At 71.8% G+C, this 26,484-nt stretch carries 27 protein-coding genes and 2 pseudogenes; 15 read left to right on the top strand and 14 right to left on the bottom strand.

What is annotated here, in order from left to right; all coding sequences use genetic code 11:
- Positions 1-64: 64 nt before the first annotated feature.
- Positions 65-1,759, bottom strand: coding sequence for a phosphoglucomutase (alpha-D-glucose-1,6-bisphosphate-dependent) (gene pgm / locus ACFWH7_RS03815; RefSeq protein ID WP_378215105.1), 1,695 nt, complete (start codon positions 1,757-1,759; stop codon positions 65-67).
- Positions 1,760-1,886: 127 nt separating this feature from the next.
- Positions 1,887-2,837, bottom strand: coding sequence for a TetR/AcrR family transcriptional regulator (locus ACFWH7_RS03810; RefSeq protein WP_378215104.1), 951 nt, complete (start codon positions 2,835-2,837; stop codon positions 1,887-1,889).
- Positions 2,838-2,969: 132 nt separating this feature from the next.
- On the opposite strand from ACFWH7_RS03810, the gene ACFWH7_RS03805 reads away from it, so the two are divergent.
- The 3 genes from ACFWH7_RS03805 (at position 2,970) to ACFWH7_RS03795 (ending at position 6,175) form a co-directional block, all read left to right on the top strand.
- The gene (locus ACFWH7_RS03805; protein WP_378215103.1) at positions 2,970-3,968 is read left to right on the top strand and encodes an ABC transporter ATP-binding protein; all 999 of its coding nucleotides are present in this window, start codon (positions 2,970-2,972) and stop codon (positions 3,966-3,968) included.
- Positions 3,965-4,825, top strand: coding sequence for an ABC transporter permease (locus ACFWH7_RS03800; RefSeq protein ID WP_378215102.1), 861 nt, complete (start codon positions 3,965-3,967; stop codon positions 4,823-4,825). Before ACFWH7_RS03805 ends, ACFWH7_RS03800 begins: the two co-directional genes overlap by 4 nt.
- A gap of 216 nt (positions 4,826-5,041) precedes the next feature.
- Positions 5,042-6,175, top strand: coding sequence for a cytochrome P450 (locus tag ACFWH7_RS03795; RefSeq protein ID WP_378215101.1), 1,134 nt, complete (start codon positions 5,042-5,044; stop codon positions 6,173-6,175).
- Between the two features lie 98 nt (positions 6,176-6,273).
- Here the strand turns inward: ACFWH7_RS03795 and nrdG are convergent, their stop codons facing one another.
- Both nrdG and nrdD read right to left on the bottom strand, forming a co-directional pair.
- Positions 6,274-6,867, bottom strand: a complete 594-nt coding sequence (gene nrdG / locus ACFWH7_RS03790; RefSeq protein WP_378215100.1) for an anaerobic ribonucleoside-triphosphate reductase activating protein — start codon at positions 6,865-6,867, stop codon at positions 6,274-6,276.
- Between the two features lie 2 nt (positions 6,868-6,869).
- The gene (nrdD, locus tag ACFWH7_RS03785; RefSeq protein ID WP_378215099.1) at positions 6,870-9,071 is read right to left on the bottom strand and encodes an anaerobic ribonucleoside-triphosphate reductase; all 2,202 of its coding nucleotides are present in this window, start codon (positions 9,069-9,071) and stop codon (positions 6,870-6,872) included.
- A 258-nt stretch (positions 9,072-9,329) separates the two neighbouring features.
- Between nrdD and ACFWH7_RS03780 the strand changes: the two genes are divergently transcribed.
- The 5 genes from ACFWH7_RS03780 (at position 9,330) to ACFWH7_RS03760 (ending at position 12,267) form a co-directional block, all read left to right on the top strand.
- Positions 9,330-10,103 carry a YwiC-like family protein gene (locus ACFWH7_RS03780; RefSeq protein WP_378215098.1) on the top strand — a complete coding sequence of 258 codons (774 nt, stop codon included), beginning with the start codon at positions 9,330-9,332 and terminating at the stop codon, positions 10,101-10,103.
- A 29-nt stretch (positions 10,104-10,132) separates the two neighbouring features.
- On the top strand, positions 10,133-10,519 hold the full coding sequence (locus tag ACFWH7_RS03775) for a nucleoside triphosphate pyrophosphohydrolase family protein (RefSeq protein ID WP_378215097.1): 387 nt from the start codon (positions 10,133-10,135) through the stop codon (positions 10,517-10,519).
- A gap of 42 nt (positions 10,520-10,561) precedes the next feature.
- Positions 10,562-11,092 carry a DinB family protein gene (locus ACFWH7_RS03770; protein ID WP_378215096.1) on the top strand — a complete coding sequence of 177 codons (531 nt, stop codon included), beginning with the start codon at positions 10,562-10,564 and terminating at the stop codon, positions 11,090-11,092.
- Between the two features lie 132 nt (positions 11,093-11,224).
- A complete protein-coding gene (locus ACFWH7_RS03765; protein ID WP_378215095.1) occupies positions 11,225-11,593 on the top strand; it encodes a hypothetical protein in 369 nt (122 codons plus the stop codon).
- A complete protein-coding gene (locus ACFWH7_RS03760) occupies positions 11,590-12,267 on the top strand; it encodes an HAD family hydrolase (RefSeq protein ID WP_378215094.1) in 678 nt (225 codons plus the stop codon). The genes ACFWH7_RS03765 and ACFWH7_RS03760 overlap by 4 nt, the downstream gene beginning before the upstream one ends.
- 78 nt (positions 12,268-12,345) lie before the next feature.
- On the opposite strand, the gene ACFWH7_RS03755 is transcribed toward ACFWH7_RS03760, so the two are convergent.
- Positions 12,346-13,131: an SAM-dependent methyltransferase gene (locus ACFWH7_RS03755; protein ID WP_378215093.1), complete on the bottom strand. Its 786-nt coding sequence runs from the start codon at positions 13,129-13,131 to the stop codon at positions 12,346-12,348.
- Positions 13,132-13,326: 195 nt separating this feature from the next.
- Between ACFWH7_RS03755 and ACFWH7_RS03750 the strand changes: the two genes are divergently transcribed.
- Both ACFWH7_RS03750 and ACFWH7_RS03745 read left to right on the top strand, forming a co-directional pair.
- Positions 13,327-14,151 (top strand): MerR family transcriptional regulator, encoded by an 825-nt coding sequence (locus ACFWH7_RS03750; protein ID WP_378215092.1) that lies wholly within the window; start codon positions 13,327-13,329, stop codon positions 14,149-14,151.
- Positions 14,152-14,269: 118 nt separating this feature from the next.
- Positions 14,270-16,375: an elongation factor G gene (locus ACFWH7_RS03745; RefSeq protein WP_378215091.1), complete on the top strand. Its 2,106-nt coding sequence runs from the start codon at positions 14,270-14,272 to the stop codon at positions 16,373-16,375.
- 62 nt (positions 16,376-16,437) lie between these two features.
- On the opposite strand, the gene ACFWH7_RS03740 is transcribed toward ACFWH7_RS03745, so the two are convergent.
- The 4 genes from ACFWH7_RS03740 to ACFWH7_RS03725 form a co-directional block, all read right to left on the bottom strand.
- A complete protein-coding gene (locus tag ACFWH7_RS03740) occupies positions 16,438-16,650 on the bottom strand; it encodes a hypothetical protein (protein ID WP_378215090.1) in 213 nt (70 codons plus the stop codon).
- 16 nt (positions 16,651-16,666) lie between these two features.
- Entirely contained in the window at positions 16,667-17,020 is a 354-nt protein-coding gene (locus ACFWH7_RS03735) for a LapA family protein (RefSeq protein WP_378215089.1), read from the bottom strand.
- A 123-nt stretch (positions 17,021-17,143) separates the two neighbouring features.
- Complete coding sequence (locus ACFWH7_RS03730; protein WP_378215088.1) at positions 17,144-18,244, bottom strand: fatty acid desaturase family protein; 1,101 nt, start codon at positions 18,242-18,244, stop codon at positions 17,144-17,146.
- Entirely contained in the window at positions 18,228-18,680 is a 453-nt protein-coding gene (locus tag ACFWH7_RS03725; protein ID WP_141389828.1) for a hypothetical protein, read from the bottom strand. Before ACFWH7_RS03725 ends, ACFWH7_RS03730 begins: the two co-directional genes overlap by 17 nt.
- 315 nt (positions 18,681-18,995) lie before the next feature.
- Between ACFWH7_RS03725 and ACFWH7_RS03720 the strand changes: the two genes are divergently transcribed.
- The 5 genes and pseudogenes from ACFWH7_RS03720 (at position 18,996) to ACFWH7_RS03700 (ending at position 23,360) form a co-directional block, all read left to right on the top strand.
- Positions 18,996-19,301, top strand: a complete 306-nt coding sequence (locus ACFWH7_RS03720) for a DUF6221 family protein (RefSeq protein WP_141389827.1) — start codon at positions 18,996-18,998, stop codon at positions 19,299-19,301.
- Positions 19,302-19,595: 294 nt separating this feature from the next.
- Positions 19,596-20,543 carry a DUF1254 domain-containing protein gene (locus tag ACFWH7_RS03715; RefSeq protein ID WP_378215087.1) on the top strand — a complete coding sequence of 316 codons (948 nt, stop codon included), beginning with the start codon at positions 19,596-19,598 and terminating at the stop codon, positions 20,541-20,543.
- 139 nt (positions 20,544-20,682) lie between these two features.
- Complete coding sequence (locus ACFWH7_RS03710; RefSeq protein ID WP_378215086.1) at positions 20,683-21,387, top strand: DUF3885 domain-containing protein; 705 nt, start codon at positions 20,683-20,685, stop codon at positions 21,385-21,387.
- A 91-nt stretch (positions 21,388-21,478) separates the two neighbouring features.
- Positions 21,479-22,445 (top strand): annotated as a pseudogene (locus tag ACFWH7_RS03705) (IS5 family transposase).
- Between the two features lie 396 nt (positions 22,446-22,841).
- Positions 22,842-23,360, top strand: a complete 519-nt coding sequence (locus ACFWH7_RS03700; protein WP_378215085.1) for a hypothetical protein — start codon at positions 22,842-22,844, stop codon at positions 23,358-23,360.
- A gap of 311 nt (positions 23,361-23,671) precedes the next feature.
- Here the strand turns inward: ACFWH7_RS03700 and ACFWH7_RS03695 are convergent, their stop codons facing one another.
- The 5 genes and pseudogenes from ACFWH7_RS03695 to ACFWH7_RS03675 all read right to left on the bottom strand — a co-directional run.
- A complete protein-coding gene (locus ACFWH7_RS03695; RefSeq protein WP_378215111.1) occupies positions 23,672-23,791 on the bottom strand; it encodes a DUF2188 domain-containing protein in 120 nt (39 codons plus the stop codon).
- Positions 23,792-24,271: 480 nt separating this feature from the next.
- Complete coding sequence (locus tag ACFWH7_RS03690) at positions 24,272-24,871, bottom strand: hypothetical protein (protein ID WP_378215084.1); 600 nt, start codon at positions 24,869-24,871, stop codon at positions 24,272-24,274.
- A gap of 10 nt (positions 24,872-24,881) precedes the next feature.
- Entirely contained in the window at positions 24,882-25,571 is a 690-nt protein-coding gene (locus ACFWH7_RS03685; protein ID WP_378215083.1) for a M12 family metallo-peptidase, read from the bottom strand.
- A complete protein-coding gene (locus ACFWH7_RS03680) occupies positions 25,568-25,894 on the bottom strand; it encodes a recombinase family protein (RefSeq protein ID WP_378215082.1) in 327 nt (108 codons plus the stop codon). Before ACFWH7_RS03680 ends, ACFWH7_RS03685 begins: the two co-directional genes overlap by 4 nt.
- 79 nt (positions 25,895-25,973) lie before the next feature.
- Positions 25,974-26,129 (bottom strand): annotated as a pseudogene (locus ACFWH7_RS03675) (recombinase family protein); the annotation flags it as partial.
- Positions 26,130-26,484: the final 355 nt, after the last annotated feature.

The following is a 26,484-nucleotide window of genomic DNA, read 5'->3' as shown; positions in this document are numbered from 1 at the left end:
GTAGAAGCCTGGTCATGACCAGGGTTCTACCTCGCGCTACCAGGGTTCTACCTCGGCGGGACGATCAGCTGCCGAGGGCGGCGGAGACGACGTCCTTCGCCTCGGCCTGGACCTGGGTCAGGTGCTCGGCGGAGACGAACGACTCGGCGTAGATCTTGTAGACGTTCTCCGTGCCCGACGGCCGGGCCGCGAACCACGCGTTCTCGGTCGTGACCTTGAGCCCGCCGATCGGGGCGTCGTTCCCGGGGGCGTTCGTGAGCTTCGCGGTGATCGGTTCGCCCGCGAGCTCGGTCGCGGTGACCTGCTCGGGCGAGAGCTTGCCGAGCGTCGCCTTCTCCTCGAGCGTCGCGGGCGCGTCGACCCGGGCGTACCAGGACTCGCCGTAGCGCTCGACGAGGTCGCGGTGGTGCTCGGACGGCGTGCGGCCCGTCGTCGCGATGATCTCCGACGCGAGGAGAGCGAGGAGCAGGCCGTCCTTGTCCGTCGACCAGACGCGGCCGTCCTTGCGCAGGAACGACGCCCCGGCGGACTCCTCACCGCCGAACCCGACCGTGCCGTCGAGCAGGCCGGGCACGAACCACTTGAACCCGACCGGGACCTCGACGAGCCGGCGCCCCAGTCCGCCGGCGACCCGGTCGATGAGCGCGGACGACACGAGCGTCTTGCCGATCGCCGCGTCGTCGCGCCAGCCCTCGCGCGCGCCGCCGTAGAGGTACTGGATCGCGACGGCGAGGTAGTGGTTGGGGTCCATGAGCCCGGCGTCGGGCGTGACGATGCCGTGGCGGTCGGAGTCGGCGTCGTTCCCGGTCGCGACGTCGAACGGCGCGCCGCCCTCGGCGTCCCCGGACTCGCCGGTCATCCCCGCGACGAGCGACGCCATCGCGTACGGCGACGAGCAGTCCATGCGGATCTTGCCGTCCCAGTCGAGCGTCATGAACGCCCAGCGCGGGTCGACCTGCGGGTTGACGACCGTGAGGTCGAGCCCGTACCGCTCGCCGATCTCGCCCCAGTACTCGACCGACGCGCCGCCCAGCGGGTCGGCGCCGATGCGCACGCCGGAGTCGCGGATCGCGTCGAGGTCGAGCACGTTCGCGAGGTCGTCGACGTACGTGGTGAGGAAGTCGTGCTTGTGCACGTGCTCGGACGTCAGCGCCTGGGTGAGCGGCACGCGCCGCACGCTCGCGACGCCGTCGCGCAGGATCTCGTTCGCGCGGTCCGCGATCCAGCCGGTCGCCTCGGAACCGGCTGGGCCGCCGTGCGGCGGGTTGTACTTGAAGCCGCCGTCGCGCGGGGGATTGTGCGACGGCGTCACGACGATGCCGTCCGCGAGGCCGGGGCCCGTGGTGCGGACGCCGTCGACCGTCGTCGCCTCGTTGTGCAGGAGGATCGACTGCGAGACGGCGGGCGTCGGGGTGAACGAGTCGCGCGCGTCGACGTACGTCTGGACGCCCGCGGCGACGAGGACCTCGAGCGCGGTCTGCCACGCCGGGAGCGAGAGCGCGTGCGTGTCGCGGCCGATGAACAGCGGGCCGTCCGTGCCCTGCGAGCGCCGGTACTCGACGATCGCGGCCGTGATCGCGATGATGTGCGCCTCGTTGAACGCGTGGTCGAGGCTCGACCCGCGGTGGCCGGACGTGCCGAACACGACCTTCTGCGCCGGGTCGTCCACGTCGGGGGCGAGGTCGTAGTAGGCGCCGACCACGGCGTCGACGTCGATCAGGTCGCTGGGCTGGGCGGGCGTGCCGGCGCGGGGATCCATGGGTCGATCCTGCCAGGGGTCACGTTCGCGCGTCAGCCGCTACCGTCCTCCGACCACCACGGCCCTCCCTCGGTGGACCAGGGCTCGCCCTCGCGCGACCAGCGTTCTACCTCGGCGGACCAGCGTTCTATCTCGCGCGACCACGGTTCTCTCTCGAGGTGTCGGCGCTCGCGCGGTCGATCGCCATCTCGACGGCGTCGAGCAGGCGGTCGAGGCTCGCGTCGAACGGGCCCTGCGGGGCGTCGAACCCGCCCGCGACGTAGATCCGCGTCATGACGGGGTAGCGCTCGACGTCGAACCAGTCCTCCCAGAAGCTGCCGAGCGTCGTCCAGTACTCGTCGTTGCCGACGCCGGTCGCGTCGCGCTCGGTCCGCTCGGCGACCGTGGCGCGCGCGAGGCCCTGGACGTAGTTGTCGACGAGGCCGAGCGTGTCGACGACCTGGAGCTCGGAGAGACCCGTGTCGACGATCGTGCGCAGGCCCGCCTCCTGCGCGTCGAGGACGTGCGGCGCGAGCGGGGCGCGCCACATGTTGGTCTGCAGGATCCACGGGTGGCGCAGGTAGAGGTTCCACAGCTCGTGCGCGTACTGCGCGAGCGCGGGGCGCCACGGCGCCCCGGCCGCAGGCAGGTCGAGCTCGGCGTACGCGCGGTCGATCATGAGGTCGACGAGCTCGGTGCGACCGGGGACGTACGTGTAGAGCGACATCGCGCCGACGCCGAGCTCCGTCGCGACGCGCCGCATGGAGAGGGCGTCGAGGCCGCCCTCCTGCGCGACGGCGATCCCCGCGCGCACGACGTCGTCGAGCGTGAGGCGCGGCTTGCGCCCCCGCGTCGCGGGGGCCGGCGGGTCCCAGAGCAGGGCGAGGCGGCGCGTGATCTCGGGCGTGCGGACGACCTCGGTGAACTGGGCCCGTGCGTGCTCCGCGGCCTGCACGGCGGAGGCGACCCCGGCGTCCGCGGCCGCGACGACGCCCCGCGGTCGTCCCGGCGCCTCCGGTTCCGGGGAGTCGGGCGGGTTCTGCGGGCTGCCCGACGGCGCGAGGTCGCCGTCGCGCTCGTCGGTGCGGTCGGTCGTCACGTGCGTATCCTCCCCGACTTCGGTCGCGTCCCGCCCGCACAAGCCTGGCGGGACAAAGGCTTGCCTCTTCCCGTACACCGTATGCTAACGTGGATCGTCAATTTCGGTACGGCGTACGAAAGGGTGGCTCCGGTGATCCGAGCCCGTGGCCTGACCAAGACCTTCCACCGCAAGAAAGAGACCGTCGAGGCCGTCAAGGGCATCGACGTCGACGTCCGCGAGGGCGAGCTCGTCGCCTTCCTCGGCCCCAACGGGGCCGGCAAGTCCACGACCCTGAGGATGCTGACGAGCCTCCTCGAAACCACCGCCGGGACCGCGGAGGTCGCCGGCTACGACGTCGCGCGCGACCCGGCCCGGGTCCGCTCCCGCATCGGCTTCATCGGGCAGGGCAACGGGGGCGGGTACTCCTACCGCGTGCTCGACGAGCTGCACAACCAGGGCCGCTTCTACGGACTCCCGCCCGGCGAGTACACGCGGCGCGCCGCCGACCTGCTCGCCGCCCTCGACCTCGGCGGGCTCGAGAAGCGCACCGTGCAGTCGCTCTCAGGTGGCCAGCGGCGGCGGCTCGACGTGGCGCTGGGGCTCATGAACCACCCGCCGCTGCTGTTCCTCGACGAGCCGACGACGGGCCTCGACCCCCACGCGCGCGCCAACCTGTGGGAGCACATCGCCGCGATGCGCGAGCGGTACGGCATGACGATCGTGCTCACCACGCACTACCTCGACGAGGCCGACAGCATGGCCGAGCGCGTCGTCGTCATCGACCACGGCGAGATCATCGCCGACGCCACGCCGGACGCGCTCAAGCGCAGCCACGCCGACGACGTCATCACGCTCGCGGTGACCCCCGCGCCGGGTGGCGCCACGAGCCCGGGCGAGGTGCCCGACGTCGTCGGTCGCGTCCGCGCGTCCCTCGCCGGGGACGTGGGCCAGGTCGAGACCACGAGCGGCGCCGACGGCGTCGTGACCGTCCGGATCTCGACGACCCACGGGTCCGACCGGCTGCCCGAGGCCATCGAGTCGCTGCGCGTCGGTGGCCTGTCGGTGCGCTCGGCCGAGCTCAAGCAGGCGAGCCTCGACGACGTGTTCCTCAACCTCACCGGGCGCAGCCTGCGAGAGGAGGCAGCATGAGCGCGCGCACCGACGTCTCGTCCCCGGCGAGCCGGACGACGCCCGGCGCCGACGCGATCCTGCGGACCGGGGTCGCGAAGTTCCTCGCCGACACCTGGGCCGTCTTCACGCGCGAGATCCTGCTCGTGCTGCGCGACCCGTTCACGCTGATCTTCTCGTTGCTCCAGCCGCTGATCTTCCTCGGCCTGTTCGGCCCCTTGCTCACGGGCGCGGTCGGCGGGTTCGGGGGCGGGGCGGCCGGCGGCGGCGGGTCGACGGCGGAGACGCTCCAGTGGTTCGTCCCCGGCGTGATCGTCATGATCTCGCTGTTCGGCACGTCCATGAGCGGGTCCAACCTGCTCTACGAGATGATGACCGGCTCCTACGAGCGCGTCCTCGCGACGCCGCTCGACCGCTCCGCGATCCTCGTCGGCCGTTCGCTCAAGGAGTTCGCGCCGCTCGTCGTGCAGGGCCTGCTCATCGCGCTCGTGTGCGTGCCGTTCGGGTTCACGCTCTACCCGCTGCACCTGCTCGTCGGGCTGCTGCTGCTCGGGCTGTTCGGCATCGGTGTGGGCGCGCTGTCCATCGCGCTCGCGCTCGCCGCGAAGAACCGCGAGTGGCTGTTCTGGGGCGTGCAGCAGTCGCTGCTGTTCCCGCTCCTCATCCTGTCCGGGATGATGCTGCCGCTCGAGGCCGGCCCGGCGTGGATGCGCACGGCGGCGCTGTTCAACCCGCTGACGTACATCGTGGACGCGGAGCGCGCGCTGCTCGCCGGGACGTTCGCGAGCACCGACGTGCTGTGGGGCTTCGTCGCCGCGGCGGTGACGTGCGTCGTCGGCCTGTGGGTCGGCATCCGCCGCACGCGCAAGACCGTCTGACCGGACACCCGGCCTCGCTGTGGGCATGAATAGGGCCTGGTTCTCGCCGCGGAACCGGGCCCCATTCATGCCCACAGCACGGGTGGGACGTTCGTCCCGGGTCGGGCGGACGTCGTGCCCGTCCTGCGGGCGTTCGTCCTGAGGCGCGACCCGGGCGGTCGTACGCTCGCAGAGGCCCGGCTCGGTCCGGGTGGACCACGCGACAGGAGGCCACACGTGAGCGACACCCGGACCGTGCAGGGGACGAGGGACCGCGCGGGGAGGGTCGTCGTGCGGCGGCACGCCGAGGTGGTCGCGGCGGCGCAGGACCCCGGGCTGTTCTCCAGCGCGGCGTCCGCCCACCTCCAGGTGCCCAACGGTCTCGACGGCGCGGCGCACGCGCGGGCGCGCCGGCTCCTCGACCCGTTCTTCGCCCCGGACGAGCTCGCCTGGCTCGGCGCGGTCCTCGACGACCTCGCCATCGGTCTGGTTGCCGACGTCGCGGGCGGTAGGTTCGACGCCGTCGAGCTCGGCGCGCGGTACGCCGTGCGGGCGCAGTCGGCGTGGCTCGGCTGGCCCGCCGACCTCGAGGCCGAGCTGCTCGACTGGGTCGCGGAGAACCGCGCCGCGACGCGCTCCGGCGACCGGGCGTGGACGGGTCGTGTCGCCACGCGCTTCGACCGCATCGTCCGCGGCCTGCTCGACGCGCGCCGCGCCGATGCGACGGCCGGCTCGGTGTCGACCGGACCAGGGCACGACCCCGCGACCGGCACCGACGGCCCCGACGTCACCGCCCGGCTGCTCGCCCAGCACGACGACGACCGTCCGGCGTGGACGGACGAGGAGCTCGTCTCGATCCTGCGCAACTGGACCGGGGGAGACCTGTCCTCGCTCGCTCTGTGCGCGGGCGTCGTCGTGCACTGGCTGGCCGAGCACCCCGAGCACCAGCACCACCTGCGCGACGCCCCGGACCCGGCGCTCGACGCGGCGGTCGACGAGATCCTGCGCCTCGACGACCCGTTCGTCTCCAACCGGCGCGTCGCGACGCGCGACACCGTCGTCGCCGGGTGCCCGGTCGCCGCGGGCGAGCAGGTCGTGCTCGACTGGCGCGAGGCCAACCGTGACCCGGAGGCGTTCGACGACCCCGATGCCTACGACCCGGAGGGCCACGCCGACCGCAACCTCGTCTACGGCACCGGCCCCCACGTGTGCCCGGGCCGTCCGCTCGCGACGCTCGAGCTGCGCGTCCTCGTCCGCCGTCTCCTGCGCGCGGGGACGGTCGTGCACGACGGCGTCCGCCCGGCCGAGCGCGAGACCGCACCCGTCGCGGGCTTCCGCACCGTCCCGGTGCGCGTCGTCGCCGCCCCCTGACCCTCGACGGGCCCCGACGAGGGCAATCCCGGCCGTGATGCGAGAAGCGGTCCCTCCGACATCGGCCGGAGGGGCCGCTTCTCCCGTCTCGCCGGACGCTAGGAGGCGAGCGACGCACCGCGTGCGCGCCCGGCGTCGGGCACGCGCGGCCACGGGACGGCGCGGCCCGAGGCGAGCGACGCGCGCGCGTCGAGCACGCGCTGGTTCGTGCTGCCGCGGAACGCGAGGGTGAGGTCGCGGCGCGCGAGCTCGAACCGGCCGTCGACGAGCACGTCGACCTCGGCGAGCAGCGCGCGCTGGTCCGCCGTCCCTTCCCGCAGCTCCTCGAGCGTGTAGCCCGTCCAGCACCACACGTCCTTGCGGTCGCCGTGGTCCGCGCGCAGCCGGCGCACGACCCGCAGGCACACGCCCGTGTTGAGGAACGGCTCCCCGCCGAGCAGGGACAGGCCCTGCACGGCGGGGTGCGCGACGTCGGCGAGGACGCGGTCCTCCAGGGCGTCGTCGTACGGGCGCCCGTAGCGGAAGCTCCACGCCACCTCGTTGAAGCACCCCTCGCACGCGAAGAGGCACCCGCTCACGTACAGCGAGCAGCGCACGCCCTCGCCGTCGACCATGACGAACGGCTTGTAGTCCGCGACGTACCCCCGGCTGACGCGGTCCGAGCGCCAGCCGGGGCCGGGGGTGCGCGCCACGGTCACGCCGACGCTGCGCCGTCGGGCAGGTGCTTCACCCGCGCGGAGATCTCCGCGTGGCGACCGTGCACCATGGGGCGCTGCTGCGGGTTGCCCAGGTACCCGCACGTGCGCTTGACGACGTCGCACGTGCGCGGGTCGGCGTTGCCGCACGACGGGCACGCGAAGCCGCGCGCGGTCGGGTCGAAGTCGCCCGTGAACCCGCACGCGTAGCAGCGGTCGATCGGCGTGTTCGTGCCGAGGTAGCCCACGCGGTCGTACGCGTAGTCCCAGACCGCCTCCAGGGCCTTCGGGTTCTGCTGGAGCACCGGGTACTCGCAGTAGTGGATGAACCCGCCGGACGTGTACCGCGCGTACTCGGCCTCGAAGTCGAGCTTCTCGAACGGCGTCGGGTTCTTGCGGACGTCGTAGTGGAAGCTGTTCGTGTAGTAGTCCTTGTCCGTGATGTCCGGCACCGCGCCGAACCGCTCGCGGTCGAGGCGGCAGAACCGGTCGGTGAGGCTCTCGCTCGGCGTCGCGTAGACGCTGATCCGGTATCCCGTCCGCGCCGTCCAGCCCGCGGCGTGCGCGTGGAGGGCGCGCAGCACGTCGAGCGTGAGCTCCTTGGCCCGCGGGTCGTGCTCCCAGGCGCCGCCGTAGAACGCGGCCGCGACCTCGTAGAGCCCGATGTACCCGAGAGAGACGGTGGCGCGGCCGTCGCGGAAGAGGCGGTCGACGTCGTCGCCCGGGGCCAGCCGCTGCCCGAACGCCCCGTGGACGTAGAGGATCGGCGCGTTGCCCGGCGTCGCCTCCGTGCAGCGCTCGATCCGGAAGACGAGCGCGTCGTGCACGGTCTCCAGGCGCTCGTCGAGCAGGCGCCAGAACGTGTCGAGGTCGCCGTCGGCCTCGAGCGCGATCCGCGGCAGGTTGAGCGTCACGACGCCGAGGTTCATGCGGCCCTCGGAGACGTCGTTGCCGTGCTCGTCCTGCCAGCCCTGGAGGAACGACCGGCAACCCATGGGCACCTTGAACGACCCGGTGAGCTCGACGATCTTGTCGTACGACAGCACGTCGGGGTACATGCGCTTCGTCGAGCACTCGACGGCGAGCTGCTTGAGGTCGTGGTTGGGGTCGCCGGGGTCGAGGTTCACACCGCGGCGCAGCGTGAAGATGAGCTTGGGGAAGATCGCCGTGCGGCCCTCGCTGCCGAGCCCGCGGATGCGGATCTGGAGGATCGCGCGCTGGATCTCGCGCTCCAGCCAGCCCGTGCCGAGCCCGAACCCGACCGACGTGAACGGCGTCTGCCCGTTCGACGTGAACAGGGTGTTGATCTCGTACTCCAGCGACTGCATCGCGTCGTAGATGTCCTTGCGCGTCTTCTCGCGCGCGTACTCCTCGTGCGCGGACTCGTCGGCGATCCAGCGGCGCGCGTCCGCGAGGTGCTTCTCCAGGTTGCGCTCGGCGTACGGAGCGAGGAGCTCGTCGATGCGGTTGACCGAGCACCCGCCGTACTGGCTGGAGGACACGTTCGCGATGATCTGGCTGATCTGCGCCGTCGCGGTCTGGATCGAGCGGGGCGGCTCCACCTGCGCGTTCCCGATCCGAAAGCCGCTCGACAGCATCGACCGGAAGTCGATGAGGCAGCAGTTCGTCATGGGCGCGTAGGGGTGGTAGTCGAGGTCGTGGTAGTGCAGGTCGCCCTTCTGGTGCGCGTTCGCGACGTGCGGCGGGAGCATCCGCAGCCCGATCGCCTTGCCCACCGTCCCGGCCGTGAGGTCGCGCTGGGTGTTGAAGACCTCGCTGTCCTTGTTCGCGTTCTCGTTGACGACCGTGGAGTCCTTGTCCAGCAGGCGCACGATCGAGTGGTTGAGGTCCGTCGCCCGGCTGCGCGCGAAGTCGCGCTGCACGCGGTAGTCGATGTAGGCGCGCGCCACGTCGTACTCGTGCGACTCGAGCAGCACGTGCTCGACGACGCCCTGGATCTCGTAGATCTTCACCGCACCGACGAACCGCGCGGCGATCTCCTCGTCGACACGGCCCACGACCTCGTCGACGCGGCTCCGGTGCGCCGCGGTGAGGTCGCCGTGCACCTCCGCGAAGGCCTTGGTCACGGCGGCGCGGATGCGGCCGTCGTCGAACGGCCGCCGTCGGCCGTCGCGCTTGAGGACCTCCAGCGTGGCGGTCGTGCTGCGCGATGCTGCCTGGTCGAGCTCGATGGTGGTCATCGCTCGTCCCCTCTGCCCACCGAGTTCTCGTCTCCGTCCCGCAGGGGTTGCGAGACGGACCGCACCCCAACATGTGGGGTCTGGATCACGGCTGAGTCACCATATCTAGTCCGGAGACCGCGAGCGACGCAGAACCGCGGCGTGGCGGCGAGCGCAGGACAGGTGGGGACCTTGGTCCCGCCGGGGCGGGCCGTGAGGCCCGGCCCGACGGGGATTTCTCGCGGTCGGCACCGCGCGGCACGACGCTAGCCTCGGGGCGTGTCCCGACGTCCTCCCGGCTGGGTGCCGAACCAGCACGGCGCGTGGCCGATGCTGCTCCTGCCGTTCGTCGTCGGGACGGTCCGGGGAGTCCAGGACGCCGGGTTCCGGCCGGTGACCGTCGCGCTCGGCGCCCTCTGGCTCGTCGGGTACCTCGCCTACTTCGCGGCCGGGTTGTGGCTCAAGTCGCGCCGCCGGCCGCGCTACCGCCGCCCGATGCTCACCTACGGCGCGATCGCCGCCCTGCTGGGGGCGGTCGTGCTCGTGCTCGACCCGGCGCTCGCTCTCTGGGCGCCCGCGTTCGCCCCGTTCCTCGCGCTCGGCCTGTGGGCGTCGGCGCAGCGCACGGAACGGTCCGTCGCCGCGGGCGGCGCGATGACCGTCGCGGCGTCGCTCATGACGGTCGTCGCGTACGCCGCGTGCAGGGAGCCTGGCGCCCGCGTGCTGGTGGTCCCCGCGGAGGTCTGGCTCGTCGCCGCGCTCCTGCTCGCCTACCTGTTCGGCACCGTGCTCTACGTCAAGACGATGATCCGCGAGCGCGGCGTGCGGTCGTACGTCGTCGCCTCGGTCGCGTACCACGCGGGGGTCACCGTCGCGGCGGGGGTGCTCGCCGTCGTGCACGGCCCCTCGTGGTGGTGGGCGACGGCGTTCCTCGCCGCGGCGACGGTGCGCGCCGCAGTCCTGCCGGGACGACCGCTGAGCCCGAAGGCCGTCGGGATCGGGGAGATCGTCGCGACGGTGCTGCTGCTCGCCGTCGCGCTCGTCGTGCGGTAGCCCCGGGCGTTCGCTGGTTCACTGGGCCGATGGACGACGACGCGCCCCTGACCCTCTCCCGCCTCAGCGGGCGCGTCGAGGCCGTCTCGGCGCTCTACGCACGGAAGTTCGGGGTCGAGCGCGACCCGGACTGGTTCATGCTCAAGCTCGCCGAGGAGGTGGGGGAGCTCACCCAGGCGTTCCTCGTCGCGACGGGGCGCACCCGCCCGCGCGGGGACGTGTCGCCAGCCGGGGCGGCGGCCGGTGACGGGACTGCCGGGCCCGACGGCGCAGCCTCGCCCCTCGCGGACGAGGTCGCCGACGTCCTGGCCCACCTGCTGCTGCTCGCGCGCTCCCAGGGCGTCGACGTCGAGGCGGCAGTGCGACGCAAGTGGCTCGTCTGGGAGGCGGAGCTCAGCGGTCGATCGCCGCGGTGACGACCCGGGCGCTCCCGGCGGTGCCGCCGCTAGGGTGGCGCCGTGACCGACCACCGCACCGACCCGCCCGTCAGCGCCGACGAGGTCGACACGCTGCGCGGCTTCCTCGACTTCCACCGCGACACGCTGCGCTGGAAGACGTCGGGCCTCGACGCGGCCGAGCTCTCCCACCGGCTCCGGCCGTCGTCGATGACGCTCGGCGGCCTGCTCAAGCACCTCGCGTTCGTCGAGTCCCAGTGGTTCTCGCAGGTGTTCCTCGACGAGCCGCTCATGGCGCCCTTCGACACGGCGGACTGGGCCGACGACCGCGACTGGGACTGGACGACGGCTGCGGGCAACTCTCCGGAGGAGCTGCGCATGCTGTTCGACCGGGCGGTCGCGGCGTCCGACGCGATCCTCGACGACGCGCTCGCGGACGGCGGCCTGGACAGGCTGAGCGCACGGCCTGACCGGCACACGGGCGAGCACTGGAACCTGCGCTGGATCCTCGTCCACATGATCGAGGAGTACGCGCGTCACAACGGGCACGCCGACCTGCTCCGCGAGGCGATCGACGGGACCGTCGGCGAATAGCGACCGGCCACCACGGCGCGGAGTGCGTGCAACAGTCGCGGTCGGCGGTCCCGGACGCGACTGCTTCATGCACTCGACGGATTGCCGGGTCGGCAGTTGCCCTCGGTACCTCGGGCCGGGACGATGGCCGGCGTGACCGCTCCCGAGCAGCCCTCGTCCGTCCCCCCTCCGCGCCGCCCGCGCGTCGCGACCGTCGTCCTCGCGGTGCTCCTCCTGCTCGGCGTCGCGCTCCTGGTCGTCGCGGCCTCGCTCGCGAGCCGCCCGACGTCGTTCGGGTGGTTCGCCTACGCGCCGCTGTCCGACACGACGTTCGTCCCCGTCGGCGCCTACCCACCGGGCATCGCGGCGTTCCTGGCGGGGGCGGGCGCCCTCATGGTCGGCGGCGCGGTCGGGTTCCTGGTCGGGCGCGGCAGCGCGACGGCGACCGCGGCCACCGGAGCCTCCGGTCCCGAGGGTCCCCGCGAACCGGGACCCCGCGGCGACGAGGCGTCGGCCGGATGAGCGCGCGCGACGACCTGGTCCTGCTCGACCTCGACGGCACGCTCACCGACTCGGCACCCGGGATCCTCGCGTCCGTGCGGCACGCGTACGGCGTGCTGCGGCTCCCGGTCCCCGCCGACCCGGTGCTGCGCGGCTTCGTCGGCCCTCCGCTCGGGGAGTCGTTCGCGACGCACGGTGTGCCGGTCGACCTCGTGGCCGACGCCGTCGCCGCCTACCGCGACGTGTACGCAGCCGGGAACCTCCTCGACAACGCGGTCTACCCCGGCATCCCCGAGTGCCTGACGGCGCTGCGTGGCGCCGGGCTGCGCCTCGCCGTCGCGACGTCGAAGCCGGAGCCGATGGCGCGGCGGATCGTCGAGCACTTCGGGCTCGACGCGCACCTCGACCGCGGCCTCGACGACGTGTTCGGCGCGACGCTCGACGGGTCGCGCAGCACCAAGGGCGACGTCGTCGCGCACGCGCTCGCGTCGCTCGGCGCGGCCCGGCGCGTGGTCATGGTCGGCGACCGCGAGCACGACGTCCTCGGCGCCGCCGCCCACGGGGTCCCGTGCGTCGGGGTCGCCTGGGGCTACGCGCGCCCGGGCGAGCTGGCCGCGGCGGGTGCGACGGCGGTCGTCGGGACGCCCGCCGAGCTCGCGACGGTCCTGCTCCACCGGGCACCGCGGGCGGGCTGACGGGCCTCCGCCTGCCCGGACGGCGCGGTGGTCGGGCCAGCGCGGCGGTCGGGCCGGCGCGGACGGCGGGGGTGGTGCTCAGGCGCGCGCGAGCACGAGGACGGGCGCGAGGAGCCCGGCGCGTGTCGCCGCGACGTTGTTGCTGATCCGCGTGACGAACTCCTGGCCGAACACGACGACGAGCCCGTCCTGCCCGGGACCTCCTCCGGCGGCGAGCGCCGCGCGCCGGTCCTCGACCCGCAGGACGTCGAACCCGGCCGCGATCAGCGCGCGGCCGTAGTCGTCCGGGGTCTCGACGAACGACGACCCGGCGTCGACCGCCCACGGCATCGGGAAGGGCAGGTCGCCGGCCCCGACCCGCATCTGCTCGAAGAGCCCGAACGGGCTCCCGGGGCGCAGCACGCGGTGGACCTCGGTGAAGAGCGCCGCCTTGTCGGGCACGTTCATGCCGACGTGGACGAGCATCGCGCGGTCGTGCGACGCGTCGTCGCAGGGCAGCCGGTCGCCCTCGCCCAGCGCGAACGTGACGAGGTCGGCGAGCCCCGTCCGCGCGGTGAGCTCGCGCGCGGCGTCGACGAAGTCCGGGCTGAGGTCCACGCCGGTGACCTGGCAGCCGTGCCGGTGCGCGGCGAGCCGCGCCGGTCCGCCGAGCCCGCTGCCGACGTCGAGCAGGGTGGTTCCTGGCGCGAGCCCGAGCAGGTCGAGGAGGGCGGTGGTCGACGTCGCGCCCCCGGCGTGAAGCTCGTCGTACGGGGCGAGCGCGTCGACCGTCACCGGTCCGTCACCGGCTCCCGCTGCGGCGAGGAGGCAGGCCGCGAGGTCCTTCCCGGCGTAGTGCTGCCGTACCTGCTCCGTCGTGGCCATGGCGGCCTCCGTGCTCGTCGCGTCCACCCGCGGGCGCTCTCTCTCGACGGTACGCCCGTCGGCCCCACCCCGCCGTGCCGCACGCCGCGTCCGCGCCGGAGGTGTTGACCTTGACGTAGCGTCAACTTCTAGCGTGGTTCTCGTTGCCGCACGAGGCGACGCCGAGGCACCGAGACCGTGGGAGGAGACAGAGAGATGCACCCTGCCGGAACGACGAGCGGGCGCACGGCCGACTGGTCCATCCAGGAGGTCGCGCGACTCGCCGGCACGACGAGCCGCACCCTGCGCCACTACGACGCGGTGGGGCTGCTGCGCCCGAGCCGGGTCGCGTCCAACGGCTACCGCCACTACGACGCGGACGCGCTCGTCCGGCTCCAGCGGATCCTGCTCCTGCGCGACCTCGGTCTCAGGCTCCCCGCGATCCAGGAGGCGCTCGACGGGACCCGGGGTGACCGGTCGACGTCGGGCACCGCGGAGCGCGAGGGGCAGGTGCGCGCCCTGCGCGGCCACCTCGAGTGGTTGCAGGCGGAGCGGCAGCGGCTGGCGCGGCAGATCGCGTCGGTCGAACGGACGATCACCACGATGGAAGGAGGTGGCGAGCTCATGGCGGACGACATGTTCGACGGGTTCGACCACACGCAGTACAAGGACGAGGTCGAGGACCGCTGGGGCAAGGACGCGTACGCGCGCGGGCACTCCTGGTGGAGCGGCCTGACCGACGCGGAGAAGACGGCCTTCAAGGAGCGCGTCGAGCGTCTCAACGGCGACTGGACGGCGGCGGCGCAGGCCGGCGTCGACCCGGCGTCGGACGAGGCGCAGGCGCTCGCGAGGCGCCACGTCGAGTGGTTGCAGACCGTGCCCGCAAACCCGGCGCACGAGCCCGGGCCGCTGCGGGGCTACCTGCTCGGCCTCGGCGAGATGTACGTCGAGGACCCGCGGTTCGCGCTCAACTACGGCGGCGTCGAGGGCGCGACCTTCGTCCGTGACGCGCTGCGCGTCTACGTCGAGCGCAACCTCTGATGGCGCGCTCGTCGGCGTGATCCGGCCCGGGACCATCGGCCCGGGCGGGATCACGGCGACGTCACTAGCCTGGAACCGTGGCGGGACACGGCGCCCCGCCACCCGCCAGGAGGCAGCCATGGCCACGACGTCGACGTCCACCGGCCCGGCCACGACCCGCAACGTCGCCCTCGTGGGGCACAGCGGCTCGGGCAAGACCACGCTCGCGGAGGCGTTCCTCCATCGTGCGGGCGCGATCCCGCGGGCCGGCTCCGTCGCCGAGGGCACGACCGTCTGCGACCACGAGCCCGAGGAGGTCGCCCGCGGCATCTCGGTGAGCCTCGGCGTCGCGCACCTGGACTGGCGGGCGCCCGACGGTGCGACCTACCAGGTCACCCTCCTCGACACCCCCGGCGCCCCGGACTTCGCGGGCTCCGTGGACGCGGCGCTCGCCGTCGCCGACCTGGCGGTGGTGGTGGTGAGCGCCGTCGACGGGGTGCAGTCGGGGACGGAGGAGGTCTGGCGGCGCTGCGACGAGGCGGGGATACCCCGCCTCGTCGTCGTCTCCCAGGAGGACCGCGCGCGGGCGAGCTTCCGCACCGTGCTCGGCGCCCTGCGCGGCGCGCTCGACGCGCCGTTCGTGCCGCTCGAGCTCCCGCTCGGCGAGGAGCAGTCGCTGCACGGCGTCGCCGACGTCCTCACCGAGCGCGCGCGGGAGTACGACGGCGACGGGCGCACCCACGAGGAGGACGTCCCCGCCGACGTGCGCGACGAGGAGCACGCGCTGCACGACGAGGTCGTGGAGGAGATCGTCACGCACGACGACGACCAGCTCGAGGCGTACCTCGCGGGTGACGAGCCCGGCGTGGCCGACCTCGAGCGCACGCTCGCGCACGAGGTGCTCACGGGCGAGGCCGTGCCCGTGCTGCTCGCGTCCGCGGTGACGGGCGTCGGCGTCGACCGGGTGCTCGACCTCGTGTGCGAGCTCGGGCCGTCGCCCGCCGACCGGGCGGCGGTCGTCACGCTGCCCGACGGCGCGGGGTCGGCCGGTGCCGACGGCTCCCTGTCGGCGGGCGCGACGACGGAGGTCGCGGCCGACCCGGCGGGGGACGCGCTCGTGCACGTGTTCCGGACGGTGGTCGACCCGTTCGTGGGCCAGGTGTCGGTGTTCAAGGTGCTCTCGGGATCGGTCGCGACGGGCGACCGCCTCGTGAGCACCGCGACCGGCGCCGAGGACCGCGTGCACGGTCTGTTCCGCCTGCGCGGTCGCGAGCACGTCGCCGTCGACCGGGTCGTCGCGGGCGACGTCGCCGCCGTCGCGAAGCTCTCCGCCGCCTCGACCGGGACGCTGCTCGCGGGCCGGCGCATGCCCGTCGCGGCGCGCGACCTGCCGTCGCGCGCCCCGGTGTACGCGCTCGCGCTGCGCCCGGTCTCGCAGTCCGACGACGACAAGCTCTCCTCCGCACTGACCCGCCTGCGGGCCGAGGACCCGACGCTGCACGTCGACCTCACCGGCTCGCAGGCCGTGCTCGGCGGGCTCGGCGACACGCACCTCGCCGTCGCGGTCGAGCGGCTCGAGCGCTCGTTCGGCGTGCGCGTCACGACCGAGCCCGTCCAGGTCGCGTACCGCGAGACCATCACGCGCGCCGTCGAGGTCGAGGGCAAGGTGAAGAAGCAGTCGGGCGGCCACGGGCAGTTCGCCGTCGTGCAGCTGCGGGTCTCCCCGCTCCCGCGCGGGGAGGGGTTCGAGTTCGTCAGCTCCGTCGTGGGCGGGTCGGTGCCGCGCCAGTACCTCCCCGCCGTCGAGCGCGGCGCGCGCGAGGCGATGGATGGTGGCGGGCCGCACGGCTACCCGGTCGTGGACCTGCGCGTCGAGGTCCTCGACGGCAAGGCGCACTCCGTGGACTCGTCCGACATGGCGTTCCGTACCGCGGGCGGGGTCGGGGTGCGCGAGGCGCTCGCCGCGGCGGGGACCGTCGTCCTGGAACCCGTCTCCGCGGTGTCCGTGACCGTCCCGTCCGACGCGCAGGGCGACGTCATGGGCGATCTCTCCGCACGCCGCGGCCACATCACCGCGACCGACTCCCTGCCCGACGGCCGCGTCCGCGTCGACGCGCTCGTCCCCGAGGCCGAGCTCACCCGCTACGTCCTCGACCTGCGCTCCCTCACCGGCGGTCGCGGGTCGTTCACGGCCGTCCCCGACCGCTACGAGGTCCTGCCCGGCGGCGTCGGGGCGAGTCGCTAGGGGTGTTCACCTCAACGAGTCGCGGCGCGACTCGCACCGATGGCGGTGCATCGTGCTCGAGGTCATGGACGTGATGTCGGAGTGGTTGCGGCGCGGAGGTTCCACGCCGCGACAGCCGTGTCGAGGCGGGCGCGCGCGGCAACGTAACGGGCGAGGTCGACGGGTGCACCGTGGTCGACGACCGAGACGGCGTCTTCCATCGCGCGCTGGGAGGCGTCGATCTCGCCGACCAGGTCGACGGGGCGTTGTGGCGAGGTTTCTCGGTCGTCGGTCACGAGGTTCGCCGTCGAGTCACTGACGGTGCGCGAGGCGTCGGCGGAGCTGGTGGATGCGGAGGGTGCCGACGACGAGGGCGACGATCCCGACGCCGATCCCCGCGATGAGCAGGGCGAGGGCGAGCGGGACCGAGCCTTGCCAGCCGAGGAAGGAGACGAGGACGAGCTGGGTGTTCTGGAGCATGAACACGATGAGGGCGAGCAGGACGAGGGCGGCGACGCACAGGCCGACCCAGGTGGCTCCGGCGCGGGTCCGGGGAGTTCGTGTCGGGTTGCCTGACGTGCGGGACACGCGCGAGTCTGGGCGGCTGCCCGAGGGGGCGGCGGTGGGCTGTCCGTTCGTCGCGGAGCTGAGCGGGGTGGTGGCCATGACGGCCTCCTTGCGGTTCCGGGCCCGCGCACCTCAGACGGGGCACGTTCGCCGCGGATGTCCCGATCGTACGCCTTCAACCTGGGAGCGAACCTGGGTGCGCCTGTGTGTGTGGACTCGAGGTCACGGGCGGCCGAGGCTTGCGGCCACGGGGCAGGAGAAGGGTTCGCGGGCGCGGCCGGGGACGTCGTTGAGGTACTGGATGACGATCCGGTAGGAGGTGAAGAACCCGACCTCGGTGTAGGTCACGCCGAGCTGGGAGCAGTACTCGCGCACGAGCGGCTGGACGCGCTTGAGGTTCGGGCGCGGCATGCTCGGGAACAGGTGGTGCTCGACCTGGCGGTTGAGGCCGCCCATGAAGAAGTCGACGACCGGGCCGCCGCGGATGTTGCGGGACATGAGAACCTGGCGGCGCAGGAAGTCGACGTCCGCGCTCGCCGGGACGATCGGCATGCCCTTGTGGTTCGGGGCGAACGCGCCCCCGAGCAGGATGCCGAAGACCGCGAGCTGCACGGCCAGGAATGCCGCCGCGATGGTCGGGGGGAGCACGAGGACCAGCGCCACCAGGTAGAGCGCGAGCCGTAGGAGCAGGACGGGGGCCTCCACGCCACGGTGCGGCACGGGCCGGCGGCCGAGCACCCGGCGCACGCTCGCGACGTGCAGGTTGAGGCCCTCCAGGGCGAGCAGGGGGAAGAAGTACCAGCCCTGCCGGCGGCCCAGCCAGCCCCGCCAGCCGTGGCGGCTCGCCACGACGGCGGGCGTGAACGCGATCACTCCGGGCGAGATGTCGGGGTCCTGGCCCTCCTGGTTCGGGGCGGCGTGGTGGGCGTCGTGCTTCGTCGTCCACCAGGCGTGACTGAGCCCGACGAGCGCGTTCGCGACGAGGCGCGCGATCCAGTCGTTCCACGCCCGGGACCGGAACACCTGCCGGTGGGAGCTGTCGTGCCCCAGGAACGCGAGCTGGGCGAGCACGAGCGCGAGCACCACGGCCAGCAGGAGCTGCCACCAGGATTCGCCCAGAAGGACGACCCCCGCCCAGACGGCGCCGAGCGCGGCGACCGTCAGGACGAGCCGGGTCCAGTAGTAGCCGTACCGCCGACGCAGCAGGCCGGACTCGCGCACGATCTTCGCCAGCACCGAGTAGTCCCGAGCCGTCGCACGGGCCGCAGGTCGCACGCGGCCCGTCACCGTCAGGGGCTGCTCCGCCTCACTCGAAGCGGACACGGTCGGCCTCGGACTTCACGCTCGCCGTGCGCAGCACCTCGGCCGCGCGCCACTCGGCCAGCTCGTCGGCCTTGCGCGTCCGCTCGTTCGTGATCGTCTCCTCGACGTCGCGCAGAACCGTCGCGATCTCGTGGGCCAGCCCACCCGAGAGCATGGCGAGGTTCGTGTTCTCGATGAGCAGGCGCCGGTCCTCCACCCGCAGCACGATCCCCGGATATCCGTGGTCGGCGAGCAGCGCGGTGACGGCGGGGAGCTCGAGCAACGCTTGCTCCGGACCGGACACCCGGCGGGAGAACACAGCGGTCACGGTGTACAGCTGGGGCTCGGACTCCGTACCCAGCTCGCGCGGCAGTGCGGTGTCCAGGACCCCCCTCAGCTGCAGCGCGCTGTCCTGGACGCGCCCGAAGGAGGTGGGGGTGGGGGTGGTGGTGCTCATGGCGTCGTCCGATGCTCGGAGCCGGGGGGCCGACTCGCGTCCGCTGCCGTCGCGGCAGTCGGTGAGGCGCCAGGCGCCCCACTCAAGGAGATCGGTTCGTCCTCCAGGTCGGGTTCATGACCCCCGTCGTCGGCCCATCGCGCGCCTGAGGTGTCCTCGTTCGGGGCAATGGTCTCGCCCCGCTTGCGAGGGCCATCTCGATCGGCGTCGCGTGGGCCGATCCGGCGATCAACCACACCTCGACACTACTCCTCGAGGAGTTGCTCGCAGCGTCCACGAGGGACCGTCGAGCAGCAGCGGGTGGAGAATGGGGAGATGGCGCTGACCGAGTTCCTGCTCGCCCGGATCGACGAGGACGAAGCAGCGTGCGTGACTCTGGAGGACGACTCCGGACCGTGGACGCCGTGGTCACGATCGAGGTTGCTGACCGACTGCGCAGTGAAACGGCGCATCATCGCACTTGCTTATGAGGCCACCGGGTACGACATGACCGCTGACCTCGAGCGTGACACCAACGAACGCGCCGAGAGCGGTGTCGCATTCGTCGGTGACCGCATCCTGCGAGCACTCGCGACCGCTTACGCCGCGCACCCCGACTTCGACCCGACCTGGCGTACCTGAGGACGCCGGTCAACTCCCACATGGCGAGCCGCCCGTACAACGCCCATCGTGAGGGGCGGCGTCACGTGCCGCGGGGAACGCCGGTCGTGAAGCAGCCCGCCGCCGGCGGACCTCCCTACCCCGACGTCCTTAAGGGCCGCTAGACCTGCCTCAGCGGTGAGGCGGCGGCGTTTGCTTCGGCGGAGAAGCCTGAGAGCCCGGCTCCGGTCGCTGCCCTGGGGGGAAGGTGGTTCGCTTCTCGTACCTGGTACGCGACGTTGTCTGCGTGGTGGCCAGCGTTCGAGGAGGTCACTCATGGCTGAGCACGTCGACGCCGGCACGTTCGTTCGCGCCGAGACCGATCGAATGTTCACGGACCTGCAGCGAGACGCGGGTGGGGTCAACCGGTTCCAGCACAACCGCGAGCCCGCGCCAGTCGACCGGCAGACGGTCGTGCGCATGAACCGCGACACGCTCTACAGCTTCGCCGTCGTAGACCTCGCGGGAGGCGCCACGCTCACCCTGCCGGACGCGGGGGGCCGCTACCTGTCCGCGATGGTGCTCGACAACGACCACCTTGTCGCGGGCGTGCTGCACACGGCCGGTGAGCACCCGCTCGACGCCGAGACCGTGGGCACCCGCTACGCCGTCCTGGCCGTGCGAACACTCGTCGACCCGGTCGACCCCGCCGACCTCGCCGCGGTAGCCGCCATCCAGGACGGCGTGCGCCTCACCGCCGGTTCGGCGGATCCGTTCGCCTCGCCCGCCTACGACGCAGCGAGCCTGGACGCCACCCGTGACGCGCTGCTCGTGCTCGCCGCGGGCCTGCGCCGGTACGACCGCATGTTCGGCACGCGGGAGCAGATCGACCCCGTGCAGCACCTCATCGGGACCGCGGCGGGCTGGGGCGGGCTACCCACGACAGAGGCGTCGTACGTCGGCGTCAACCCGCAGGTACCGCCCGGAAGATACGAGCTGACACTGAGAGACGTCCCGGTCGACGCCTTCTGGTCCGTCTCGGTGTACAACGCCAAGGGTTACTTCGAGCCGAACCCCCAAGGCATCTACAGCGTCAACAGCGTCACTGCCGTCCCGGACACCGACGGCGGGGTCACCGTGCGGTTCGCGCCGCCCGGCGACCTTGGCGACGAGCCGAACACCCTCCCCGTCCCCGAACCGTGGAACTTCCTCGTCCGCCTCTACCGCCCTCGAGCCGAAGCGCTCGACGGCTCGTGGACCGTCCCGCAGCTTCGGCCTGCCTAACAGCCAGCAGCATCTCGGGCGAGCAGACATCTAGGGCGTGTCTCCGTAATGCTGGGGTGAGGCTCGCGGTCCTGTTGGCGGGACGTGTGCGGCGGGCGTTCGAGGTGGTGGTTGGCTGAGGGTCGCTACGCTCTCGTCCATGCGTTTGCCGCCAGCGCTCGATTCGCTCCGCTCCGGGCTCGAGTTCAGGTCCATGGAAGCGCGTGGTGCAGTGAGGAGCCGCTGGCGGCGCCTGCAAGGGCGCCACGGTGCGTTCACGCAAGGAGAGGTCAGTGCGCGTGCGACGCGACTCACCGAACTCTGGGAGCGCAGGTGGCCCGATGTCGAGCCGCTCGGGCACATGCTGCGAGTCGAGTGCCCCGACCGGTGGGTCCGGTTCCACAGTCTTCCCGAGTCGAAGCGATACGCCGAGAACGCGACCGACTACGAGGAGATCCTGCGGCGGCATCGCACGGTCCTGTACGAATTGCTCGGCTCTGCCGACTCCCGCGCCTTGCACGGCTTGTACGTGATCGGTGTCGATTGGGATTGGCGGGACCTGGCTGCGGGTTGGACGAAGCGCCATCTACCAGGAGCGTGGCCCTGGCGGAGCAGCGCCCCAAACGGCGACGACGGCCATCACTACTTCTGGGCAGCGTCGGATCCGCCCGAGCCGGAGATCGACGCGCTCCTGCTCGGGGCAGCAGACGACCAGTGCCACATCGTCATCGGCGCTCATGACCTCTCGTGGCTCTACTGCCCGTATGACGGCGGAGCCGACGTTCTGCTCCCGAGCAAGGCCGAACGCGACGCCCTGAAGGAACGCCATACCGACTGGCTGTCGTCCTATCCAGGCGGACTCTGAGCCACATCAAGCATCGGCTCCGCCGCAGGTCAGGGCGCTGCTCCGCGCCTGCCATCACGGTATTGCTCGAGAGCCCTGGCGCCCTTGGCGGGTGAGTTCGTCGCGTTTCGCGTTGTTGTCCGATGACCAGTGGAAGTTGATCGTTCCGTTGCTGCCCTCGAATGTCGGGCGGCGTGGTCATCCGTTCGCGGACTCGCGTCGGGTGGTCGAGGGGATCATCTACCGGTACCGGACGGGGCTGCCATGGCGAGACCTGCCGCGGGATGTGTTCGGGCCGTGGCAGACAGCGTGGAAGCGGCACCGCCGTTACTCGGCCGACGGGACCTGGGATCGTGTCCTGGCGGCATTGCTGGCTAGGGCCGATGCGGCCGGAAAGATCGATTGGACGGTGTCAGTGGACTCCACGATCGCTCGCGTGCACCAGCACGCGACGAACACCAGGCGCCCCGAGCAGGACACAGGGGGCGACAGCGAATCACACACCACCGACTGACGGCTTCGTCCACAGCACGCTTGGCGGCGAGCGTGAACCCGCAGGTCATGGCATCGGACGATCACGTGGCGGGGAGGGGAAGGGCGTGTGCTGGTACTGGCGCGCGGCTGACGACCAAGGTCCACGCCGCGGTCGACGGGCGAGGGCGCCCCCTGGCGGTGGTCGTGACCGGAGGGCAACGCAACGACGGCGCCGTGCTCACCGCAGTGCTCGGGACCTCCGAGTACCGCGCCTGGCGAGCGGTCGTCCGCGCACCAGGCCCGACGTGGTGATCGCTGACCGCGCCTACGCCACCAGCGTGATCCGCAAGCACCTGCGCACACGGGGCATCAAGGCTGTGATCCCCGAGAAGAAGGACACCATCGCAGCCCGCGCGCGCAAGGGCTCGGCAGGCGGACGCCCACCCGCCTTCGACGCCGCGACCTACATGCTCCGCAACGTCATCGAGCGCTCCTTCGCCCTCGCCAAGCAGTGGCGAGCCCTCGCCACCCGCTTCGACAAGCTTGCCATCACCTGCCGCGGCGCCCTCATCCTGGCCGCCTGCATCACCTGGTCCCGGATATAGGAGACATGCCCTAGCCGAGGACGACTGGCGAAGCGACGGGATCCAGGTCGTGATGGGCCCGTGGCGCGGACCTGAGGACCTGACGGCGCAGGAGGTACGCGCGCTCGAATCGGCGAACGAGGCCGCCGCCCAGACGCGCCGCGGGCGACCCGAACTCGCCGACGACCTGCTCGACGAGGTCGCCCAGGTCCACCTCAAGGAGGCGCCGTCGGGCGCCGGCCCGACCCGACGCCTCGCCCAGCACTTCGACCGCCCAGAGGCCACAGTGCGCGACTGGGTATCCGCCGCCCGCCGACGAGGATCGCTCTCCCCGGCCATCCCCGGTCGTCGAGGTGCTGCACCCGGACCGCGTCTGGGATCAACGAGCGAGCCGAGGGCCGAGCACTGACCGGCCACGTGTTCGTCGACGAGTCGAAGAGTGGCAATTACCGCCTCATCGCCAGCGTCGTCGCATCACACGACCTCGTAGTCGCACGCAAGGCCATCCGCGCGCTCGTCCTGCCCGGCCAACGCCGGCTGCACATGAAGAGCGAGGGAGACGGGCGCCGCCGAGTCATCCTCACCGAGCTCGAGCACCACGGCTTCAAGGCGACCATCTACCGAGCAGGAACACCCTTCAAGACCGACCTCGACCGACGGCGCCACGGCCTCGACCGCCTTGTCGCCGACATCGCGAAAGCCGGCCACACGATGCTCTGCCTCGAGTCCGACGAGACCCTCGACGCTCGCGATCGGCGAGACCTCGCTGCCTTTACGCGCACCCATGGCTGCGCAGAGACACTGCGCTACCAACACCAGCGCGCAGCCCAAGAAGCGCTGCTCGCCGTGCCCGACGCCGTCGGATGGGCCTACGCCCGAGGCGGTGATTGGCGCCGGCGCGCCCAGCCGCTCATCCAGGAAGTAATCGACCTGTAGAAAGCGCGAAGCCCGAGCGCCACAACCGTCCGGAAGGGTCTCGGGCTCACTTCCCGCCGCTACTGCAGCGAGCTACCACCAGACTAGGCCACCATCTCCCGTCCAGGCAACGAGGGCACCACAGCGACACGCATCAGGCGCAGCGTCAGTTCTTCTACGAGCAACCGGGCGCCCGCCCAGCGTTCAGTGAAGGTAGCTGTCCCACTTCGGTTCGTAGCGGCAGCCGCCCTCGAGCGCGCTCGGCGCGGGATCTGCTCGACGGCGCGCGCGAGGGCGACGTCGTACGGCATTGCCCTCTCGGCGGCCATGGCTCAGCCTGGGACGTTGCGCGGGTCGTGCCCGTGGGAGTCCTTGCGCGCGATCTGCCCGTCCAGGTTCTTGATCACGAGCTCGGCGCTCTCGCGCTCGGCGGCAGCGCGCCCGGCGGCTATGGCGTGGTCCTTCTCGAGTGGTTCGACAGCGGCTCACGCTCGCCCTGCCGTCGCACGTGCCACTGCTCGTCCCGGTGGTAGACCTCGATCGTCACAGCCACGGGCGACTCCTTCCTCCGGTGGTGGCCAGACCACCGTGGAACGACCCCGCGGTTCTCGCGCGTTCGCCGCGGGCGACGTCGCGGCAGCACCTCGAGCGCCGGGCGCCGTGGCGTTGCCCACTCACTTGTCGCTCGACCAGCTGCTCCCTGGAGATCAACTCGGCCACGAACCGCTGCACTACCTCGAACGGCGAGTCACCGACAGCCCCGTGGCGCAGGCAATCACCCCCGGACAGCCCTCGCCGCGCGGCCAGGTACCTGTACAGGGAGACTTGTGAGAGGCCGAGCCCTGGGCGTGTCAGCAACAACGAATCCACCCCCTCGGCGGTCCGTCCTGATAGGTATCGGTCACCGAGGGGGTGGCTTGGGGTTTGTCGTCTCAGCCCGCGTTGTCGAGCTGGTCGAGGGTGACATCGGCCGGGAGGGTGTCGCCCTCGTCCCCGACCTTCTCGAAGCTCTGAGTGCCTGCGGAACGCGCTTCGACGCGATCTGGCGCGGCGAAGTAGCCGGCCGTACCGCCCGTGATGAAGAACTGCTCGGCCTCGTCCCCCGGAAGGCCTGACGGGACGAGGAACAGGAGATAACTCTTGCCCACCTCGAGAATCGGGGCGGGAAGGTCCATCGACGGATCACCCATCTGTCGAACCTGGATCGACGCACCCGGAGCCACGTGCGCCGCGGCGTCGCGGGCCTCGTTGAGGGCATCTGGCGCTCTGGTCTGGAGGACGTCGACGTCGGAGACGGTGTAGGTGTTCCCGAGTTCCTTGGTCCCGTCTCGGTCGAAGACCTCTTGGCCGGTCACGGTGACGACCGCGATCGCCGAACTGTCGGCAGTGAGTTCGTCGACGGACGAGTAGAGCTCGGCCCTGCCACCGCTGGCGATGGTGACCGTGGTCCCAGGTGAACTGCACGCGGCGAAAGTTACGCCTGCAGCGAGGGCCGCTGTGAGCGTCAGAGCAACTTTGCTTCTCCGGTTCATGCTGGGCCCCCTAGTAGAGAGAGTTCGCGCCGTTGCGGTCATCGGTCTGTGGCACATAGCGCCCGTACGTGTCGTACGTGCACGGTGGGCACGTGTACATCATGGTCCCAGCATTCGCGTGCGAGAGCCCGATCGCGTGGCCGATCTCGTGCGCCCAGACGGTGCGCTTCTTGTTCGCGACGTAGCTGGTCGTGATGTACGTGTTGAGTCGAGCCGTGGCGGCTGTCGTGGTTCCACTCGTGCAAGACCACGTCGACCAGCCGGCGTATCCGTTGTTCCCATCGTTCTGTGTGTACAGCCGCAGCGTGGTGCCGGGCGCCGATCGGAGGTCGACATCGCTGAGGCTGTTCCACGACGACACTGTCGAGGATGCAGACGTGCCAAAGTTGCCCGTCATCGCATCTGCGCGATACCCGATGATCGCCCGCGGCCACTTGCACCCGGTCAAGTTGTAAGCGCTCGCGGCAGGAGCAGTCGCTGCAACAAAGCCAAGCGCCATTGCAAGGCTGGCGACGGCGGCCGCGATCCGCCTCCAGCCGGTTGATCTTGAGATTCCCGACGCGCCCATCTGGCGAGCCCCCTTCGTCCCGACAATCTGGTCGAGCCGAGTGTGATGCATATCACGAATTACGGCAAGAGGAGGTCGGATCAGCTGAGCCCCGGCGGCGGCGCTCCACGCCAGCCAGTGCGACGAATTCACCCTTCCAGCAAGGAAATGTGGCGATACAGCGTGTCTCGCGAGACACCGAGGGCCCGGGCGACGGCGGCGCGCGACTGCCCACCGGCGAGAGCGACGCGGGCGGCTTCAATGCGGTCGGGGGTCATGGCGGTGGGGCGGCCGCCGACACGGCCGTGCGCGCGGGCGGCGGCGATGCCGTCGAGGGTTCGTCCTCGGGCGAGGTCGGCCTCCATCTGCGCGACGGCAGCGAGCACGTGCATCATGAGCCGCCCGGCCGCGCTCGAGGTGCCGATCGTCTCCGACAGGGACCGGAGCGTGACGCCGCGCTCGTCGATGTCCCGCACAAGGCGCGCGCCGCGGACCGGCGAGCCGGTCGAGCTTCGTCAGGACGAGCGTGTCCCCCTCGCGCAACTGCGCGAGGACCCGGGTTAGCTCGGGCCGGTCCTCGCGGCTCCCGGAGGTCTTCTCCACGACAACGTCGCGGACGTCGACGCCGCCAGGTCCGGTGAGCGCGTCAACTTGCGCGGTGAGATTCTGCGCCGTGGTGGGGACCCGGGCGTACCCGTAGGTGTGTGCCATGACGCTGAAGGTAGCGAAACCGCCCGGGTTCTGCGACACCGGGGGTTTCCGGACACTAGTTCTGCGACATGTTTTCTCGGCGTGTCGCGACGACGGCCGCGGTGTCCGAGAAACGGTCGGTTCCGCGTAAGCGAGCGGCGTTGTCGAAACTCGAAGGAGGCGGAGCGCAACCGCTGTCATCCCCCCAACGGCGGGCTTGCCGCCTGAGGTGAACTTGCACTCCCTTGCGGTCGACCGCCACGTGCAATACGTCTAACCTGTCGAGCGCTTGGACAACGCTGTCTGATGAAGAATGAGGGGGCACAATGCGTCAAATTCAACGGCTACTGGCCGTGCTTGTGGCGGCGGTGGGCTT

It is taken from the genome of Cellulosimicrobium cellulans (assembly GCF_042723955.1).
In the GTDB taxonomy this organism is placed as follows: Bacteria; Actinomycetota; Actinomycetes; order Actinomycetales; family Cellulomonadaceae; genus Cellulosimicrobium; species Cellulosimicrobium cellulans_H.
The sequence above is the reverse complement of the archived record's forward strand: the minus strand, read 5'-3'. Positions and strand labels throughout refer to the sequence as shown.

What these genes read in the sequence shown, in the direction of transcription:
- ACFWH7_RS03725 (WP_141389828.1), bottom strand. Translation starts at nt 18,680, where the DNA reads ATGAGCACCACCACCCCCACCCCCACCTCCTTCGGGCGCGTCCAGGAC.
- ACFWH7_RS03710 (WP_378215086.1), top strand. Translation starts at nt 20,683, where the DNA reads ATGCGTTTGCCGCCAGCGCTCGATTCGCTCCGCTCCGGGCTCGAGTTC.
- ACFWH7_RS03755 (WP_378215093.1), bottom strand. Translation starts at nt 13,131, where the DNA reads ATGGCCACGACGGAGCAGGTACGGCAGCACTACGCCGGGAAGGACCTC.
- ACFWH7_RS03800 (WP_378215102.1), top strand. Translation starts at nt 3,965, where the DNA reads ATGAGCGCGCGCACCGACGTCTCGTCCCCGGCGAGCCGGACGACGCCC.
- ACFWH7_RS03775 (WP_378215097.1), top strand. Translation starts at nt 10,133, where the DNA reads ATGGACGACGACGCGCCCCTGACCCTCTCCCGCCTCAGCGGGCGCGTC.
- ACFWH7_RS03690 (WP_378215084.1), bottom strand. Translation starts at nt 24,871, where the DNA reads ATGAACCGGAGAAGCAAAGTTGCTCTGACGCTCACAGCGGCCCTCGCT.
- ACFWH7_RS03745 (WP_378215091.1), top strand. Translation starts at nt 14,270, where the DNA reads ATGGCCACGACGTCGACGTCCACCGGCCCGGCCACGACCCGCAACGTC.
- ACFWH7_RS03735 (WP_378215089.1), bottom strand. Translation starts at nt 17,020, where the DNA reads ATGGCCACCACCCCGCTCAGCTCCGCGACGAACGGACAGCCCACCGCC.
- ACFWH7_RS03715 (WP_378215087.1), top strand. Translation starts at nt 19,596, where the DNA reads ATGGCTGAGCACGTCGACGCCGGCACGTTCGTTCGCGCCGAGACCGAT.
- nrdD (WP_378215099.1), bottom strand. Translation starts at nt 9,071, where the DNA reads ATGACCACCATCGAGCTCGACCAGGCAGCATCGCGCAGCACGACCGCC.
- ACFWH7_RS03760 (WP_378215094.1), top strand. Translation starts at nt 11,590, where the DNA reads ATGAGCGCGCGCGACGACCTGGTCCTGCTCGACCTCGACGGCACGCTC.
- ACFWH7_RS03720 (WP_141389827.1), top strand. Translation starts at nt 18,996, where the DNA reads ATGGCGCTGACCGAGTTCCTGCTCGCCCGGATCGACGAGGACGAAGCA.
- pgm (WP_378215105.1), bottom strand. Translation starts at nt 1,759, where the DNA reads ATGGATCCCCGCGCCGGCACGCCCGCCCAGCCCAGCGACCTGATCGAC.
- ACFWH7_RS03750 (WP_378215092.1), top strand. Translation starts at nt 13,327, where the DNA reads ATGCACCCTGCCGGAACGACGAGCGGGCGCACGGCCGACTGGTCCATC.